Genomic DNA, 17,239 nt, shown 5'->3' with positions numbered 1-17,239 from the left:
CATTACATCATAACAACATCAAACTGCTCTTGTATGTACAGAGGCTCAGCTTGGATTTTAACTTGTTTACCAATAAACACCTCAAGCTCCGCAAGCGCATGAGATTCATCGCCCTCTAGCGCCTCGGCAACGGCAGCTGCCGCATAGACCACAAACTTATCAGCGTCATACGCACGATTCACTCGCGTGATCTCTCGAAGGATTTCATAACAAACGGTTTCAACTGTCTTCACACTGCCACGCCCTTCACAGGCAGGACAACTCGAACACAGAATATGCTCAATGCTTTCACGAGTACGTTTACGCGTCATCTCAACCAAGCCAAGCTGTGTGAAGCCATTGATATTGGTTTTCACACGATCTTTGTTTAGCGCCGCCTCTAAAGAAGTTAGTACTCGCTTACGATGTTCCTCAGACAGCATATCGATAAAGTCGATAATGATGATGCCACCTAAGTTACGCAAACGCAGCTGACGAGCAATGGCTTGCGTCGCTTCTACGTTGGTGTTGAAAATCGTCTCTTCTAGATTACGACGACCAACAAAGGCACCAGTATTGATGTCGACTGTCGTCATCGCTTCCGTTTGGTCGATAATCAGATACCCACCAGACTTCAATTCGACTTTACGATCCAAAGAGCGTTGAACTTCGTTCTCGGTATCGTACATATCAAAGATAGGCTTGTCGCCTTCGTACAACTCAAGCTTTTCAGTCAGCTCTGGCACGTACTCAGAAGTAAATTCTTTTAGGTTTTCATATTCTAAACGCGAATCGACCTGAATTCGGCTCAACTCAGTACCAACAAAATCACGCAAGATACGCTGGCTTAAGCAAAGTTCACCGTATAGACGAGTACGAGCTTTGTGTTTACCACGGCGCTCTAACACTTTTAGCCACAATCGCTTCAAGAATGCCGCATCTTGTGCCAACTCATTCGAGTCTGCGCCTTCTGCTGCAGTACGGATAATAAAGCCACCATGTTCGTCACAGTAACGAGACACGACTTTTTTAAGGCGGTTACGTTCAGACTCACTGTCGATACGTTGAGAAACGCCGACATGGCTTGCGCCCGGCATAAAGACCAAATAACGAGACGGTAAAGTAATATCAGTCGTTAAGCGGGCACCTTTGGTACCAAGAGGATCTTTGACGACTTGAACCACAATGTCTTGTCCTTGGCGAACAAGCTCAGAGATGTCACGAACCTGAAATTGCTTCTTTTCGTTTTCAGCGACACATTCAGTGTGTGGAACAATATCAGAGGCGTGTAGAAAAGCTGCTTTCTCAAGGCCTATATCCACAAAAGCTGCCTGCATTCCCGGAAGAACACGGCTTACACGTCCTTTATAGATATTTCCTACGATACCGCGTCGAGCATCTCGTTCGACATGGATCTCTTGAAGAGCCCCCCCTTCAATCATGGCCACGCGAGTTTCACTCGGGGTCACGTTCAGCAACAATTCAGCACTCATGGTGCACCTCAGATTAGTAATTATAAGAATTCTTGCAGTAGCTGGTCCGTTTCATATAAAGGCAAGCCGACAACGGCGTAATAACTACCTTCGATTCGGGTAACAAAGCGCCCACCCAAACCTTGGATCCCATAGCTACCGGCTTTATCGCATGGCTCCCCTGTTTGCCAGTATTGTTCTATTTCTTGTTCACTGAGGGGTTTAAACCATACGTCGGTAATAATGATTTCTGTTCTTTGTTTTTCTTCTGAAACCACAGAAACTGCCGTCATCACTTGGTGACGCTCGTTTGCTAACTGAGTAAGCATGCGCTTAGAGTCGGCAAAATCGGTGGGTTTCTCGAGCACTTGCCCTTGGCTTACGACAACTGTGTCAGAACCAAGAACGACTGTTTCAGAATCAAGAGAAATAGCATCAGAGCCAAGAGCTACGATGCCAGAGCCAACAGCTACATTATCAACACTAGAAACTACATTATCAGAACTAGGAACGACATGCTGCTTTTCAGAAGGGTTATCTTTCAATAAAGACAACGCAGCTAAGGCTTTATCTAAAGATAGTCGCTTAACATACTCTTCGGCGGTTTCTTGGGCGTGTTTACACTCTTCAACATCAGTTACCAGGACAGAAAACTCATAACCAAGTTGAGATAGCAGTTCTTTGCGGCGTGGTGAACCGGATGCCAAAACTAAATGCTTCTTTTCCATTGTCACTCTACCTTACATGCCAATGACGACGTACGCGTCTCATTAATAGAAACATCCAAGGCCAAAGTATACAGTTAATCAATGCGCTCCATAACGATAATGGATTGAAAACGACATCTTGGATCAAATATTCACCAAAGAAGATCAACACCTCAAACAATACCGTTAACGCGGCAATAATCATCGCTTGTTGCCATAGCGCCATATTACGAATGACTAGGAAATTCATCGCAATAATGTACATAACGATTGCCATCATCATGCCTCGAATACCTAACGTCGAGCCTATCAATAAATCCCACAATAAGCCCAGAATCAAAGCGCTACCCACGTTAACACGGTGAGGTAGAGCCAAAACCCAGTAACAGGTAACCAGTAGTAACCAAGATGGTCTAAATAGATCCAAACTACCAGGCCAAGGGATCGTTTGCAGAATTAGTGCTACTAAAAATGAGCAGCCAATGACTACCTTGCTTCTTAAAACGCTATTGGCCATCTTCGCCCTCTAACAATGCTTGTTCTATGCTGGATTGATCCGCTTGCATCTGTTTGTTTTCATCAGGCCATACTAGCAGCAAGTATCTGAGCTTATCGAACTCAACCACAGGCTCCGCTTTGATAACGGCAAACTCACGTTTCGGGTCGTAATCAACGGCAGTAACGTAGGCGACTGGGTAACCTTCTGGATATACTCCACCGAGTCCAGATGTCACCAATAGATCTTCTTCTTGTATATCGGTACTGGTTGGGATGTGCTCTAGTTGGATCTCATCAATCATGCCATTGCCCGAAGCTATCACTCGAATATCGTTACGGATGACTTGAACAGGAATCGCATTGTTTGCGTCAGTCAGTAACAGGACACGACTATTGTGAGCAGCAACAAAAGTCACTTGGCCGACAATGCCTTTTTCGTTGATCACTGGTTGACCTTCATACACCCCATCAATCTGACCTTTGTCGATCACAACTTGATGACGATATGGTGAAGTGTCTACCGCCATAACTTCTGTGACGACTTTCTTCTCATCACGGATAAACGGAGATCCTAACAACTTACGGAGGCGCTTGTTTTCTTCTTGGTATTGCTCAAGTAGAATCAGCTCGCTCTTCAGGCGCAAGACTTCTCGTTTAATATTATGGTTGGATTCGATCAGGCCTTTACGAGTACTAAAACGATCGTAGACACCATCGAACATAGTACGAGGTAAGTTGGCTGCATATTGAATAGGTGCAACCATGCTGTTCAATAGATAGCGTACATTTGAGAAAGCATCTAAACGACTATCAGCCAGCATAAGGCTGGCTGATAAAATTACAGCAAAAAACAGGCGCAATTGTAGAGAGGGACCTCTACCAAAAATTGGCTTCATTCTATATTTGGTCCTAGAGCTACATTTGATCCTATAGACAAGGTCCTAGGCTCTTTACATAAAACTAGATAAGAAAAGAGCCTAACACTAGATATTATTCTTCGCTGAACAGGTCGCCGCCGTGCATGTCGATCATCTCTAGGGCTTTACCGCCACCTAGAGCAACACACGTTAATGGCTCTTCTGCCACAACAACAGGGATCCCCGTTTCTTCAGTAAGCAGACGATCAAGGTCTTTAAGCAGTGCACCACCACCTGTCAGTACCATACCGTTTTCTGAGATATCAGAAGCAAGCTCTGGCGGACACTGTTCAAGTGCAACCATCACTGCAGATACGATGCCAGATAGCGGCTCTTGAAGTGCTTCAAGAATTTCGTTTGAGTTCAGGCTAAAGCTACGAGGTACACCTTCAGCAAGGTTACGACCACGTACTTCGATCTCATCGACTTCATCGCCAGGGTAAGCTGAACCGATTTCGTGTTTGATCTTCTCTGCTGTCGCTTCACCGATCAAGCTGCCGTAGTTACGACGAACGTAGTTGATGATCGCTTCATCAAAACGGTCACCACCGATACGTACAGAAGACGAGTAAACCACACCGTTTAGTGAGATAACCGCAACTTCAGTCGTACCACCACCGATATCAACAACCATTGAACCCGTTGGCTCAGATACACGTAGGCCAGCACCAATCGCAGCAGCCATAGGCTCATCGATTAGGTAAACCTCACGAGCACCAGCACCTAATGCTGATTCACGGATAGCACGACGCTCAACCTGAGTTGAACCACAAGGTACACAAACCAAAACGCGAGGGCTTGGTTTAAGCACACTGTTGTCATGCACTTGCTTAATAAAGTGCTGAAGCATTTTTTCGGTTACGTAAAAGTCAGCAATTACACCGTCTTTCATTGGGCGGATCGCTGAAATGTTACCAGGCGTACGACCAAGCATTTGCTTAGCAGCGTGACCAACAGCAGCTACACTCTTTGCAGACCCCGTACGATCTTGGCGAATAGCGACAACGGAAGGCTCATCAAGAACAATGCCTTGGCCTTTTACATATATAAGGGTATTGGCTGTACCTAAATCAATCGATAGGTCGTTTGAAAACATGCCACGAAGTTTTTTAAACATATTCTTCGCTCATCCTGCAAGAATTAGAAGACAAAAATTGCACTAAATGTACCAATGCCTTGCTGTCACGGCAAGGCATTGAAGTATAAACATGGACTGAAACCCGCAATTTCTTACAGATTCCTAACTTAAGGGGCAAAAATTATATTTTTACTGACCTGTTAACCCACTTTCACCTCGGTAGATCACTCGATCGTTACCGCGGTAGATGCCAAATGTGACGACGGTGGAGGGATCTTCATCACCTAGCTGTCTCCAGTTGTAGCGCAGCCATGGCTGATCTTGATCGCTGCCTGAGCATGCAACAGGATTCTCGCCAGATTTAGCCTGTGGTGTCGACGCATCCATTCTTAACCACAATCGTACCTGCTCACGTGGCGCATCTGCACCAGCAGGCGTATTTTGATTCGCTGTTACTTCTTCTTCGCCATCATCAACACTTCCACTGCCATTGAGTGAAGCTAGTGTAGTTTTGACTGTATTACTGGTCCAAATGACTTGCTTACAGAAATTTGAACCATTAAAGGTGCTGCGATCATCATCGTCATTCACAACAAAGTCACTACCATCCCAAAACTCAGCACGAAGTGGAATCGTCAAAGTACTACCGGAGTTACCGCCAATATCATCAAGCGCCATTCGGCCATATCTAAAATCTGGCTGTTCATCAAAGAGTGCTTCATCATTGAATGAAATACTCCCATCAAAGCCTTCGACCTTAAATTGAACATCATCAACCTTAGTGGTTATTTCCAATCCAAATTCACTATTATCCAAATTGAAGGGACCATCAGGAATTGATGTATATGGATTAATGTTGGTGACTATCTTTTCAAAACTAAAATCAGATAAAGATAATGCAAGCTTGGAGGTATCTACGCCCCCTTCATTACTAAGATTCCAGTCCGATTTATCTCCCCAATGTCCACCATTCCAATTCACTCCAGCTAGAACTCGATTAGACATATCGTCACTTGAGGTCCGTGCTAAATAAGATAAATCTGAAATCAAACCATCATCAAACAAGCCATAATTATATGTCGGAGATCCACTTATGCTTTGAGCTTGAACTTCCAAATGGTGCCCGATAGATTGGCTCATATAAGCAAAACCATCATGGTTTACCATGTACTCCCATTGAGATGATACTTTTCTCATTTTTAAATAAGCTGGGAAAAATCGCCCTACATTGTCTAAAACAGCTGGCTGGATAACAAAACTATGACTACCTAGATACTCTGTTGGTGGAGCTGCAACTAGCTCAAATACCCCCACCTCATCTACTGTTTGAGAAATTTCCATGTTTCCACTAGGTGTCAAAACATGTTCATAATCTGTTTCAGATAAAGATACTGTTGGAGTGTGGTTAGCATTACCAAAAGGGTATTTCACGTTAGCCGTTAAGCTAACTTTTTCGGAAGCATCTGTACGGTAGTTCTTGATAATGCTTGGGGTTGAGTTTTGATCTGACCAAGCAAGGGCTTGGATATTGTAAGTAAATGCTTCTCCAGCAGCTACGAAACCACTGCAAGTTAGGGGATCCTCACAAGAACCAACAGAGGTATTCCCGTCAACCGAGACGTAAGAAGAAAGCTCATAAGGGAAGCTTACAAACGAGTCCGTACCAATTGCTCCCCCATTATTGTAGGAAGCATTCAAGCTGACCAGCCCAGCTTCTGGGTAGTTCAATTTAAAGTCAGCAACCCCTGTACCTTTAAACCACACCGGAATTGTCGTTACTGAATTTTTAACTTCATATTCGTTCCAGTGGCCAAGGTCATCTTTAAATTCCACTACAACAGGTTGATCGTTAAAATAATTTTCAGAATTCGTTGGATCATCATAATGAATTGAAAAATCAATATCTTTGGCGCGACTAAAATCATTATTCTGAGCATTACAAAATTTTAGACTAGAAAGCGGATGAGAGCTATCTGAACCATCAAGCGGTTTATTTGCATATTTATCGCTTACAGTTACAGTTAACCCACTAGTCTCAAATTCAATATTACAATTTGAGGCAGATAACTCCCCATTGACCCGACAAAGCACATTATTCAGTTCAGATGGAGGTGTATCTGTATACCCAATACCGAGCTCAGTTTTAAGCGCCTTATTACTTCCAAGTTTAAGAGCTACTTGACCTGTAAATGTACGTGAATCACCATCAATCCAATATGCTCCGTTTGATGTGGTTATCGGCTTTAAGGTGACTGAGATAGGTTCGTCAAATAAGTTACAACTGTCATCTGCACAAGCTTTTAATATTATATCTTCTGGTTCACACGTGTTACCTACACCCGAGTGTATAAACTCAAAATGATGAAGCCCATCATTAAGCTTTTCATACTGATCGGCACAAACCTGTAAGTTATCAACTTCATGAACGTTGGTAGCTTGTCCTGTCGACCCCGTAAGAGACAATCTAAAGTTATTAGGTACACCGGTTTGCCCATAACCATCCATAACATCAATTCGACTAATAATGGATTCCCAATCGCTACCATTCAGAATATCTATAGAAAAAAACACCTGGCTTTCCGTGCTATCTATAGTTACTCGGTATCGCCTTTTCTGACCATTATCTAACGTGTCGGAATCATAGTACCCTGTAATATATTCGTACCCGCTGCTCCATTGACCTTCAGAAGTCAGTTTCCCAGAACCACGTACAGCAATAGCATCTGAAGTATCATTCGGAATGTTAGATGGTGGATTTACCGCTCCCTCCTTGGAAAAGTTGCCGTACTCATCAATACCAACGCCTAGCCAGCCACCTGCAAAACCTTCAATTCCAGGTTTCAAACCGTAACCTAAAGGGCCACCAAAGGCCCCCGCGCTAGGAGGAACTGAAGCATCAGACAACACAATAGCCATACCGTCACCACCAGAGCCCGGCCGAGCATAATGATCAAACTCTATACTCACGTAATTATTTTTGGCTGGGAATAAATATTGGTAGCTTGCTGCTGTTGATTGTTGACGCTTATTTTGGTTCAACACTAATCGACCACCAGCTATTTCAGGTAAATCACTGGTTCCATAAGAAGTCACAGACCAGTTTTCAAGAGAGCCGTTAAAATCCTCTAGTGGCAAAAGTTCACACTGGTTTGGAACTGGAGAGCCACACTCATGCCGTTGTTGATATAAAAACGCCACTTTTTCATTATTTAAGGTTCGATCAAACACTTGAACTTCATCAATAAAACCATCAAATGAGCGACTAGTAAAACCAACATCGTTACCAATAGTTAATGGGTGACCATTAGTTTTTAGTTTCGGGTTTCCATTATTAGAAAGCTGGGAATCACGTTGACCATTTATATAAAGTTTAGCTTGATTACCTCGCTTCCAATTATAAGTAATTACTACATGAGTCCAAGGAGCATCAGTCCCTACAGGCACAGTGAAGTTACTAGTTAATGTTTGACTATTATCATTACCGTTATTGTTCTCTTCCCAATACCAGAAAATTTTTCCACTACTATTTAAGTGAAACTCGTAGTTTGTATCTTTAGCAACAATTGTATATAAGTCGTTGCCACTTGGCAGGGAGATCGGTTTAATCCAAGCTGATACTGTTAAGTTTTCTGAGATATCAAGCTCAGCATCACTAGGAACTTCAACATATGAATTATTATCATTGCTAAACACTCCATATTCGCAAGTGCCAAAATTAAAGGAATTGACAGTTAATGCAGCTTCACCATTCCCGACGTATGGGCCGTTTACAGCTTTACCATTATGATTACCCATTTCATCTTTGACGTCATAGGCATTAGCTGACCAATTATTCCCTTCGAGGTGATACTTAGCCACAGGGTCAGGTAGCGTTAATTTATCACAGGCATTTCCAGGAACAATTTTATGCAAACAAACCCCATCAACTACACTTGTATTATTTTGTGGGTAACTAGGAAATTGCAGTTCAGCCCAACCGTTAGCAGTCGAAGCGATTGCATCACCGTATATGTGTGCATTCTTTAGAGAAAGGTGATGAGTTTTTGTTGTAACACTCCCCTTCACTTCTGAATCCGTTACACTCAAAGGCCCTAAGCTTGTTACAGTAGTCTCACCAGCAACAAAAGAAGCAAGACCTATAGTTGCGTTATTTTCAATAGTAATCGTATTGACACTTCGATTTGACACATCTCCTTCTACTGTAGAACTATCAATAGTAATTATGAAAGCCCCATCGACAGAGCCTTTCACAAGTGAATTAGAATCCAGAGTTAAGCTGCCTCCACTAAAAATATTTCCTGGAAGACTTAACTCAGAAAACAAAGATGCTCCACCACCAGCACCCGATAAAGTAGTTGTACCCTCATTGCCAGAAAAAAAAGCAACCGGTTTAAATTCAGTATTTGTTATATTAAAAATCAGTTTAGCTTTAACAACACTATTATCATAAAGATTAATAGTGGCATTACGTGAAGAAAAAACCCCGTCGCATCGATACTCTCTAGCCCACCTAGAACCACTTATAGATATAGGCGCTTGTCCTCCTCCATTATATTTACATAGCTGATTAAAGTCAGATTCAAGCTCTAAGTTATAAGTTGCGCCATAAGATAATGAGGAAACAAGGAAAGTAGTAAATAACAAAAAAAAATGACACAGTTTAACCATAAAATTCTTTCTCATAACTCTACTTCCTTCACCCACAACTCTTGATTACGTTGAACCTGGCTAACACTGGAACCACAAATAACTGCAGACTCTAAAACATAAAAAACGAAGCCATCTAACTCTCCCCGATTTGAACATTGCAACAGATTTAGAGAGCAGCTCATCGAAGCCTCATCAACCATAGAGCTCGCTACAGTAAAAATGCTACCACCGGGTTCTAAATCATTGCTATTACACACAGTAGCAACAGCAGAGGAAGCTTGAAGGTCTGGATCCGGATAAAATTGCGTCATCACATACTCATTAACAGAATGGCTCAATAGCCACGCTTGTGTCCCAAGCAAAACTCGAGTGTTTGAATCACTATCAGACCAACTAGTTCGACTCAAGCTTGTCGCTAAAAAACCCAGTACCACTATGACAAAAATGACTATGATTAGCGCACTGCCTTTTTGGGATAATTTACGGGACATTAATCACCTGTATATCTTGCTCGAATACTGTGGATTCATTGTTTTGTGCAAACTCGAGAATCAATTCAACGACACCATTTCTCTGAACATCCGTAGGCTGATAACTCAAAGTACTATTCTCACTCATAACTCGGTCGCTTATTGTGACACCATTACGCGTTAACAAATTACTGCTCGCAAGGCAGTACTCTACGAGGTTATTTGAGTCAAAAATGTAGTGCCTTTTGCCTACAGATTCACTGATAAGAGTGTTAGCACCATTTGGAATGGCAAAATAGGCGGAAGATGCACTAGGAGGAGTTACATTGTTAAGAGGGTATATATTATTTAAATCGTTGATATCAGTGTGAGGACGCGTCGGGTTTATCACTAATGACATGGATTGTAATGAGCTACTTGTTGCTCCCGAATCACTAACCAAGAAGTTAATATCAGCTCCAGAAATGGCATAAAAACCTGAATCAACAATTGGATAGAATGATACACAATCACTACTCACAGAAGCTGGAAATAAATTAGGTACAGCGTGCCTCACTTCACGAGAAAGCTTTTCCAATACAAACCTAGCTTCAGTTTGTAATCGAAATCGCTCTACAGAACCAAAATAACCTCTCATACCGAGCTCAGTAAAATTAGCGACACCAAGCAATACAATACTTGAGACGACTATGGCCAAGATCATCTCTATTAGCGTGAACCCTTTGCCCTTCATCAATAGTCCCCTCTATAAGCAACTAAGGTGATAGACGGATTATTACTTGCGGTGATTGTTAGCGTCATTTTTTGCATTGAAGCCGTTGGGTTATTGTCATCAACCGTTAGATTTACATTAAAATTAGTATAAGAGCTGCCAAGATCTATAGGTGTTCCAGAGCTTACTGACCCGTAATCACGAGCCAAAAGATCTGTCATAATGCTCTGACCTAATGCAGAAGCTCGGTTGGAATAATTCACTTGCCCTGAAAGAGCGGATTGTGGCGCAAGAAAAGTTGAGAATGCGAGCATGGCAAACCCTAGAAGTACGATCACGATAATCGACTCTATAAGTGTAAAGCCACTATTTACATTCTTCATGGGCATACCTGATTACTTGGGTAAACAAAACCTTGAGAGTTGATACAAACCCAAGCTCGGTCTGAACTATTATTAGATGAGATTATAATTTGAACACCAGGTGAGGCGGTATTTTCAGGGTTACCTAAAAGATTGAATGCGATTGGAGAAGAGTAGCTAGAGGTCGGTACAGACGAGAAGCTATAATCATCACTAGCGATAACATCACTTCTCGTTTCAGATGTGTTGTCACAAGCAGATTGCGAACCGATGCAATTATTCTCAGCCACTAGACGTAAGCTTTCAGCACCTGACACAGACATGTCCATATTAGATTGCATTCGATTCAACTGAACTTGCCGAACAACAGAAGAAACCTGCTCTTGAAGAGCATAAAGTTCATAGCTTTGGCGTCCTCCAAAACGGCTGATGGCTGTAGCTAAAATGATAGCAAGTAAAAGAATGACGACAATTAATTCCACTAAGGTGAAACCGCTGTTTGACTTTAGTTCCATATAAGCCCTAAGTGATTAATTGGTATATCTAGATTATAAGGTAAATGTGGAAGGAAAAAGAAGAACCTGTAATTAAAACATATTGAATATAAAGAAAAAGACCAGCCGGAGCTGGTCTATAATATAAATCTAGTTACCTGTACCACCACAACCGTCAGCCGCATCACCTAATTTAACGGTAGTCGATGCAGCACTAGCCGCTGTCGTACCTGTTGCTTCAGTATAAAGTACAATACACTTGTCAGTCACAGTTGCTCCTTTAAAAGCAAATGTTAAGCTTGGGGTTGCTGGAGCAGAAGTGCTTGCCACAACATCCCAATCAGTACTTAAACCAACTACAGCAGCAACAATACCAGCCTCATTAGCAGTAGGGTAACCATAGGCAGTAGTAATACCTTCAACGTCAGGGTTAGTCGTAGAATCTAAAGCCTCTTGCCCTTCAACTGCTGACTTTCCGTAAACGATACCAGATGCACCATCAATTGCACCTTTCAAACCTTGCAAAGATGATGCTCGAGCATCATCTTGCAAGTTCAAGAAACGTGGTGCCGCAGTTACAGCAAGAATACCCAGAATAACAATTACAACCACTAGTTCGATTAGGGTGAAACCGCCTTGTCTTTTCATAGTTAAGCTCTCTCTATGTTTAATTTTACGCAGACTTACTGCAAAGTTACGGTCACACGACCAGTTTTAATTTCGTAAACAAATTGGTGCTCGGTATTACCTTCTAACTGAATGTAAGTACACGTTGCATCACCTGAATTCGCTTGCGCTGAATATTTGTAATTTGAGTCGCTAGCAACATCTGAAACCGCACCTACTTTAGGTGGATTTTGCAGTAAGTTTCCCATCAACTCAGAACAGGTTTCATCTGAAATATCTTGTGGTGCAGTACTCGAATCGTTGTTCAGAGTCCATGGGTAGCCATCTCTAAAATCGGTATCGACATTGTTACTGTTCTTTGATCTTGTTAACCAAAAATCAACACCATCATAATTTACAGTATTGTATGTTTCAACACCAATCTTCTCAGATGGTCTAGCTTCAGCTTCCCATTGTGCTCTTGCCGACAAAACAGCGGTTGCAAAACCACCAGCGACACCTTCAATGCTTGATTTTTTAGCCTCATCTGTCACGTCGAGGAAGCGGGGTAAAGCAGCGACCGCCAATAAACCAACGACCACGATGACGATGACTAATTCGACAAGGGAGAAACCCTTTTGATTTTTAAGCATTTTCTACCTACTCATCTAATTATTAACGCGCATTATACATTCACGCACGTATAAAACCACAGAAAAACTGTCAATATTTTCACAAAGCCAAAATATTGGCTTTTACACTAAATCTTTCTTTTTTGAGCAATATATCTATTTGATACTTATCACTATAGTGATAACGGCAATGAAACTGTATGTTATCACTTTTATCTTCAACACTCGGTGAACTGAGCCCTAAAATGCTCTCTTGAGGGTATAATTCCTCAAGCCAATAATGACAGTCTCGCTCATCTCCTTGAATCGGCATTATCCAGCCTGTTCGGCTATAACTTTTAGGATGTTCCGAGCCATTGTCTTGCTTAGCACCCGATAACAAATACTGTTGTTTGAACAAATTTGCTTGCTCTAAAATCCGCTTGCTCGCGACGATCAATGCCGTATTAGTCGCTTCTTCTTCTACCGTTTTAAAGGCAGAGAGCACACCCACGATAAGAAAAAGAATAACGACACTCCAAATAACAAAACGTGAGCGTTGTAGGTTATTTAGCATTCCCTAGCCTTTGATTGCATCCAGCATTCCCCACATAGGTAGGAAAATACCCAGAGCTAAGATCAGCACCATACCAGCCACAACCACCAATAAAATAGGTTCGATCCTTGCGGTTAAGGTCTTTAAGTCATAATCGACTTCTCGATCATAAAAATCGGATACCTCAAGTAGCAGCTCATCAATACGACCTGTTTCTTCACCCACCGAGATCATTTGTATCACCAGTGGGGTGAAAATTTCGCTATTGATCGCTGTTGAAGAAACCGTACTACCGGCTTCTATTGCGGCTTTCATAGCTTGTACTCTCAACTCAAGGAATCGGTTATCCAACGCTTCCGCAGACAACGACAGTGATTGGTTCAGTGGTACACCGGCTTTTAGCATCAAGGCGAATGTGCGTGAAAAACGCGAAAGTAGCGCTCGATTCACTACCCCACCAATCACGGGTATTTTTAAGCGTAACCTGTCCCACTTTTCCAATCCTTTGTCTGTCTTAACCCATGCTTTAAAAGCAAAAATAAGACCAAAGATAACGGCGAGCATTAAGCCCCAGTAATTAACAAAGAACTCCGACATACCAATTAAGATACGAGTTGGAAGCGGCAAGTCGACACCAAAGCGCGCAAACATACTAGAGAACTGTGGAATAACCTTAATATTGAGAATGAACATCGCGACCAAAATAAAGCTGATCACAAAGGTTGGATAACGCATCGCAGTCTTGATTCTCTTACGAGTCTCTACTTCTTGCTCATAGTATCCAGCCAATTGCAGCAAAGATTGGTCTAGACGACCGGTATTCTCACCAACCCCTATCATAGAGACAAACAGCGGACTGAACACCTTAGGATGCATCTGCATTGATGCTGATAATCCACGACCATTGGTTAACTCAGCAACCACGTCTTCTAAGGCCGCTTTCAACTGCTTGTTTTCACAGTTTTGGGTCAGGCCTTTCATCGACCTTAATAGTGGTACACCCGCCTTGGTTAGGCTGTATAACTGTCGACAAAATAGAACCAAGACTTCAAGCGGAACATTTGGTGAAAACAGACTCGATACATCCATATCCAGTACTGAACCACCACTTTTGCCCAGTTTGATTGAGGTGGGAATAATCCCCTTACTCATCAAACTTTCTGCGGCAAGATCTTCGTTATTCGCATCTAACTGGCCAGTCACTTGGCTGCCATCAGAACTGCGACCTACATAACGATACGTTGGCATATCACTCTTCCCCTACAGATAAATTGGGTCAGTGGCACCGGAAGCATCGCCTTCACCAAGGTGCATGATCTCATCGAGACTCACGACACCTTGCAAAGCTAACTCCATCGCAGAAGCCAACAACGGTTTGTAGTTTTTAGACCGCCTTGCCGTTTGAGCAAAGCCAACCGCATCATTCGCTCTGAGGGCATCCATCATGTCTTGCTCTAGCTCCAACATTTCAAATACACCAATACGCCCGCGATAACCGGTTAGGTTACAGTTCTGGCAACCACGACCTTTCATGAATGGCACAGCCACTTGATTAGGGAAACGTACGCTCAACCACTGCTTACGAGGTTCATCCAATTCATCCTCAACCTTACAATCAGTACACACTTTACGAACTAATCGCTGTGCCACCACCGCTCTCACGGCACTTGCCACGAGATAACCGGGAGCACCCATGTCCATCATACGCAGCGCACTGTCTACTGCATCGTTGGTATGCAGCGTACTTAAGACTAAGTGACCTGTCAGTGCGGCTCTCAAACCAATCTCAACGGTTTCGTGGTCACGCATCTCACCAATAAGGATGATATCGGGATCCTGACGAAGAAAAGTTCTGAGGATAGTAGAGAAATCGAGATTGATCTTAGGGTTTACCTGAACTTGGTTCACTCGAGGAAGGCGGTATTCCACCGGATCTTCCGCGGTAATGATCTTTTTGCCCGGCTCGTTTAATTCGCTTAGCGCACCATATAAGGTCGTCGTTTTACCAGAACCCGTCGGGCCAGTAACCAAGATCATTCCATGAGGACGGCGTAATTGTTGGCGAAGACGAACAAGAAGATCATTGGGAATACCCGATGCTTCTAGCTTACGTAAGCCTGCTGATTGGTTAAGCAAACGCATCACCACAGACTCACCATGCTGAACTGGCATGGTCGACATACGAATATCGACCGACTGGCCTTTGGCTCGAATGTTAAAACGACCATCTTGAGGAAGACGCTTCTCTGAGATATCGAGGTTTGCCATTAACTTCAAGCGCAGTACGAGTGCAGAAGCAATATTGACTTCATTCAGCAGTGTTTCATGCAGCACGCCATCAATACGCTGACGAAGACGCAATACGTTTGAATCTGGCTCAATATGAATATCAGATGCACCAACTTGGATTGCATCTTCAAATAGCGAGTTGATCAGCTTAACGACCGTCACTTCGTCACTGTCTTCACCTGCAATATCAAAATCAAAGGCGTCATTGACTTGGTGCTCGGCATGAAGCTGTTCAGCGAAAGACGCAATTTCTTTGGTTCGGCGGTAATAGCGATCAAAGCCATCCACTAATTGTCTTTCTTGAGCGACAACGAACTCAAGCGCGTAGTCACCTAGTTGGCCAAGTAATGATTCCTGAGCAAACAGATCCGCAGGATCACTCATTGCGACACGTAACGTATCGCCTTGGCGTCCAATCACCAATGCACGAAGACGACGAGCATGTACTTCAGGTAAAAGCTGCACCGCTTCAACATCAACAACCGCTCGACTTAAATCAATGAGAGGAATAGCGAGTTGCTGAGACAAGAAACTCAACATCTGTTGTTCTGATAAGAAACCAAGTTCAATCAGCGCATCACCCAGCTTACGACCGGTACTTTTTTGAGCAGCAAGAGCTTGTTCAACTTGGGCCTCAGTGATGATTCCCTCTTCGACGAGCAAATCACCTAGCCTTTTTCTTAATCTAATTTGCATCGCCACTCTCCTCTAAAGCTTTGATTATGTTTAAGCGGTCACGCACAAAGTTTTGCGATTGAGATGAGATTCCAACTCTGGTTAAGGCACCTTGGTATGACTCTTTTGCAGCAGAAAAATCAAGTTGACGCTCTTGTTGAATCGCAAGGCCAAGCCACCAGCGAGCATTATCTGAATCAACCTCAACTAACTTTTGGTAACTCTCGAGCGCGATGTCTTCTTGCTGAGATTTTTGACTCAACGCCGCACGCATTGCTAAATAATCTTGAGTAGGATTTGGTGGCAGGTGGATTAACGGGCTTAAAGCCGCTTCTGCTTGGTTAGCTTTAACCAGCAGTTTAGATAAACCCAACCGTAGCTTTTCGCTATTGATATTAAGTTTGATACCAGATTGAAACAACTCGTAGGCTTTGCGAGTGTCACCCTTGCCAAAATAGAGAATCGCGAGTTTCTGACGAACCTCTTCATTTCGTGGCGTATAACGCAAGGCTTCGGTGTAACCTTTCAAAGCACCAGTAAGATCATTCGCATCAAGTGCCTTCTGAGCTCGCCCTTGTGCATTCACTGATAATTGCTCAGGCGTTAGCTCTACCTGCTCAATCAACATTTCGCTATTTTCTGAGCTGTCAGAAGATTCTTTCTCATTAAAGATAGGAGCCGGATCTTTTTTTGCCACGCTAGCAACGTAAATCGGCTTTGGAATGTCAGTATTAGTCGCTTTAGCCGTGCTTAACGGTTTAGGCGTAACGTTAGGGGTTGTCGTTTTAGAAGTACTCGACCTTGTCGTTGACTTAACTTGAACGTTATTTACCGCTACTGTGTTTTCTGCTGAACGGGGCATTAAATCTAGCGTCACTAATTTCTTGGTTGGCGATGAGAGTGTTTGAGTGACAACATCCTGCATTTCTCCAGAACTCTCTACGACAGAGACCTGGACTTGAGCATCTCGAGTTGAGATTGAATGTTCAACAGTTGGGCCTTGTGATATTGCCCAACCGCCCATCGCTAAGCTCAGAGTGAAACCAGCCACTAACCAAACCAATGGGGAGCGTGTTTTCACTTTAGGCACCACTGCCGCTTCAATCGACGTCGCTGACTTTTTCTTTGCCAATTCAGACAAGGCGTTATTTATGACGCTCATA

General features: G+C 43.0%; 16 protein-coding genes. All 16 read right to left on the bottom strand.

What is annotated here, in order from left to right; all coding sequences use genetic code 11:
* Positions 1-2: 2 nt before the first annotated feature.
* Positions 3-1,472 carry a ribonuclease G gene (gene rng / locus L3V33_RS22465; RefSeq protein ID WP_237291220.1) on the bottom strand — a complete coding sequence of 490 codons (1,470 nt, stop codon included), beginning with the start codon at positions 1,470-1,472 and terminating at the stop codon, positions 3-5.
* Positions 1,473-1,492: 20 nt separating this feature from the next.
* Positions 1,493-2,179: a Maf family nucleotide pyrophosphatase gene (locus L3V33_RS22460; RefSeq protein ID WP_065207172.1), complete on the bottom strand. Its 687-nt coding sequence runs from the start codon at positions 2,177-2,179 to the stop codon at positions 1,493-1,495.
* Positions 2,180-2,186: 7 nt separating this feature from the next.
* Positions 2,187-2,675 carry a rod shape-determining protein MreD gene (gene mreD, locus L3V33_RS22455; RefSeq protein ID WP_004735926.1) on the bottom strand — a complete coding sequence of 163 codons (489 nt, stop codon included), beginning with the start codon at positions 2,673-2,675 and terminating at the stop codon, positions 2,187-2,189.
* Complete coding sequence (gene mreC / locus L3V33_RS22450) at positions 2,665-3,552, bottom strand: rod shape-determining protein MreC (RefSeq protein WP_004735927.1); 888 nt, start codon at positions 3,550-3,552, stop codon at positions 2,665-2,667. The genes mreD and mreC overlap by 11 nt, the downstream gene beginning before the upstream one ends.
* A 94-nt stretch (positions 3,553-3,646) precedes the next feature.
* Positions 3,647-4,690 (bottom strand): rod shape-determining protein, encoded by a 1,044-nt coding sequence (locus L3V33_RS22445; protein WP_004735928.1) that lies wholly within the window; start codon positions 4,688-4,690, stop codon positions 3,647-3,649.
* 150 nt (positions 4,691-4,840) lie between these two features.
* A complete protein-coding gene (locus L3V33_RS22440) occupies positions 4,841-9,334 on the bottom strand; it encodes a DUF6701 domain-containing protein (RefSeq protein ID WP_237291219.1) in 4,494 nt (1,497 codons plus the stop codon).
* Entirely contained in the window at positions 9,331-9,792 is a 462-nt protein-coding gene (locus tag L3V33_RS22435; protein ID WP_171312721.1) for an MSHA biogenesis protein MshP, read from the bottom strand. The genes L3V33_RS22440 and L3V33_RS22435 overlap by 4 nt, the downstream gene beginning before the upstream one ends.
* Entirely contained in the window at positions 9,782-10,504 is a 723-nt protein-coding gene (locus tag L3V33_RS22430; protein ID WP_171312719.1) for a prepilin-type N-terminal cleavage/methylation domain-containing protein, read from the bottom strand. Before L3V33_RS22430 ends, L3V33_RS22435 begins: the two co-directional genes overlap by 11 nt.
* Entirely contained in the window at positions 10,504-10,866 is a 363-nt protein-coding gene (locus L3V33_RS22425) for a type II secretion system protein (RefSeq protein WP_237291218.1), read from the bottom strand. Before L3V33_RS22425 ends, L3V33_RS22430 begins: the two co-directional genes overlap by 1 nt.
* Entirely contained in the window at positions 10,863-11,360 is a 498-nt protein-coding gene (locus L3V33_RS22420; RefSeq protein ID WP_171312715.1) for a prepilin-type N-terminal cleavage/methylation domain-containing protein, read from the bottom strand. Before L3V33_RS22420 ends, L3V33_RS22425 begins: the two co-directional genes overlap by 4 nt.
* A 129-nt stretch (positions 11,361-11,489) precedes the next feature.
* Complete coding sequence (locus tag L3V33_RS22415) at positions 11,490-11,987, bottom strand: prepilin-type N-terminal cleavage/methylation domain-containing protein (protein ID WP_171312713.1); 498 nt, start codon at positions 11,985-11,987, stop codon at positions 11,490-11,492.
* Between the two features lie 35 nt (positions 11,988-12,022).
* On the bottom strand, positions 12,023-12,598 hold the full coding sequence (locus L3V33_RS22410; protein WP_171312711.1) for a prepilin-type N-terminal cleavage/methylation domain-containing protein: 576 nt from the start codon (positions 12,596-12,598) through the stop codon (positions 12,023-12,025).
* A gap of 79 nt (positions 12,599-12,677) precedes the next feature.
* Complete coding sequence (locus tag L3V33_RS22405; RefSeq protein ID WP_171312709.1) at positions 12,678-13,133, bottom strand: MSHA biogenesis protein MshF; 456 nt, start codon at positions 13,131-13,133, stop codon at positions 12,678-12,680.
* 3 nt (positions 13,134-13,136) lie between these two features.
* The gene (locus L3V33_RS22400; protein WP_017096095.1) at positions 13,137-14,360 is read right to left on the bottom strand and encodes a type II secretion system F family protein; all 1,224 of its coding nucleotides are present in this window, start codon (positions 14,358-14,360) and stop codon (positions 13,137-13,139) included.
* Positions 14,361-14,372: 12 nt separating this feature from the next.
* Entirely contained in the window at positions 14,373-16,097 is a 1,725-nt protein-coding gene (locus L3V33_RS22395) for a GspE/PulE family protein (protein WP_065207164.1), read from the bottom strand.
* Complete coding sequence (locus L3V33_RS22390) at positions 16,087-17,238, bottom strand: MSHA biogenesis protein MshN (protein ID WP_237291217.1); 1,152 nt, start codon at positions 17,236-17,238, stop codon at positions 16,087-16,089. The genes L3V33_RS22395 and L3V33_RS22390 overlap by 11 nt, the downstream gene beginning before the upstream one ends.
* Position 17,239 lies beyond the last annotated feature (1 nt).

Source organism: Vibrio sp. A2-1, assembly GCF_021728355.1.
In the GTDB taxonomy this organism is placed as follows: domain Bacteria; phylum Pseudomonadota; class Gammaproteobacteria; order Enterobacterales; family Vibrionaceae; genus Vibrio; species Vibrio splendidus_K.
Note: the sequence above shows the minus strand (reverse complement) of the source record. Positions and strands in the feature narration are given on the sequence as shown.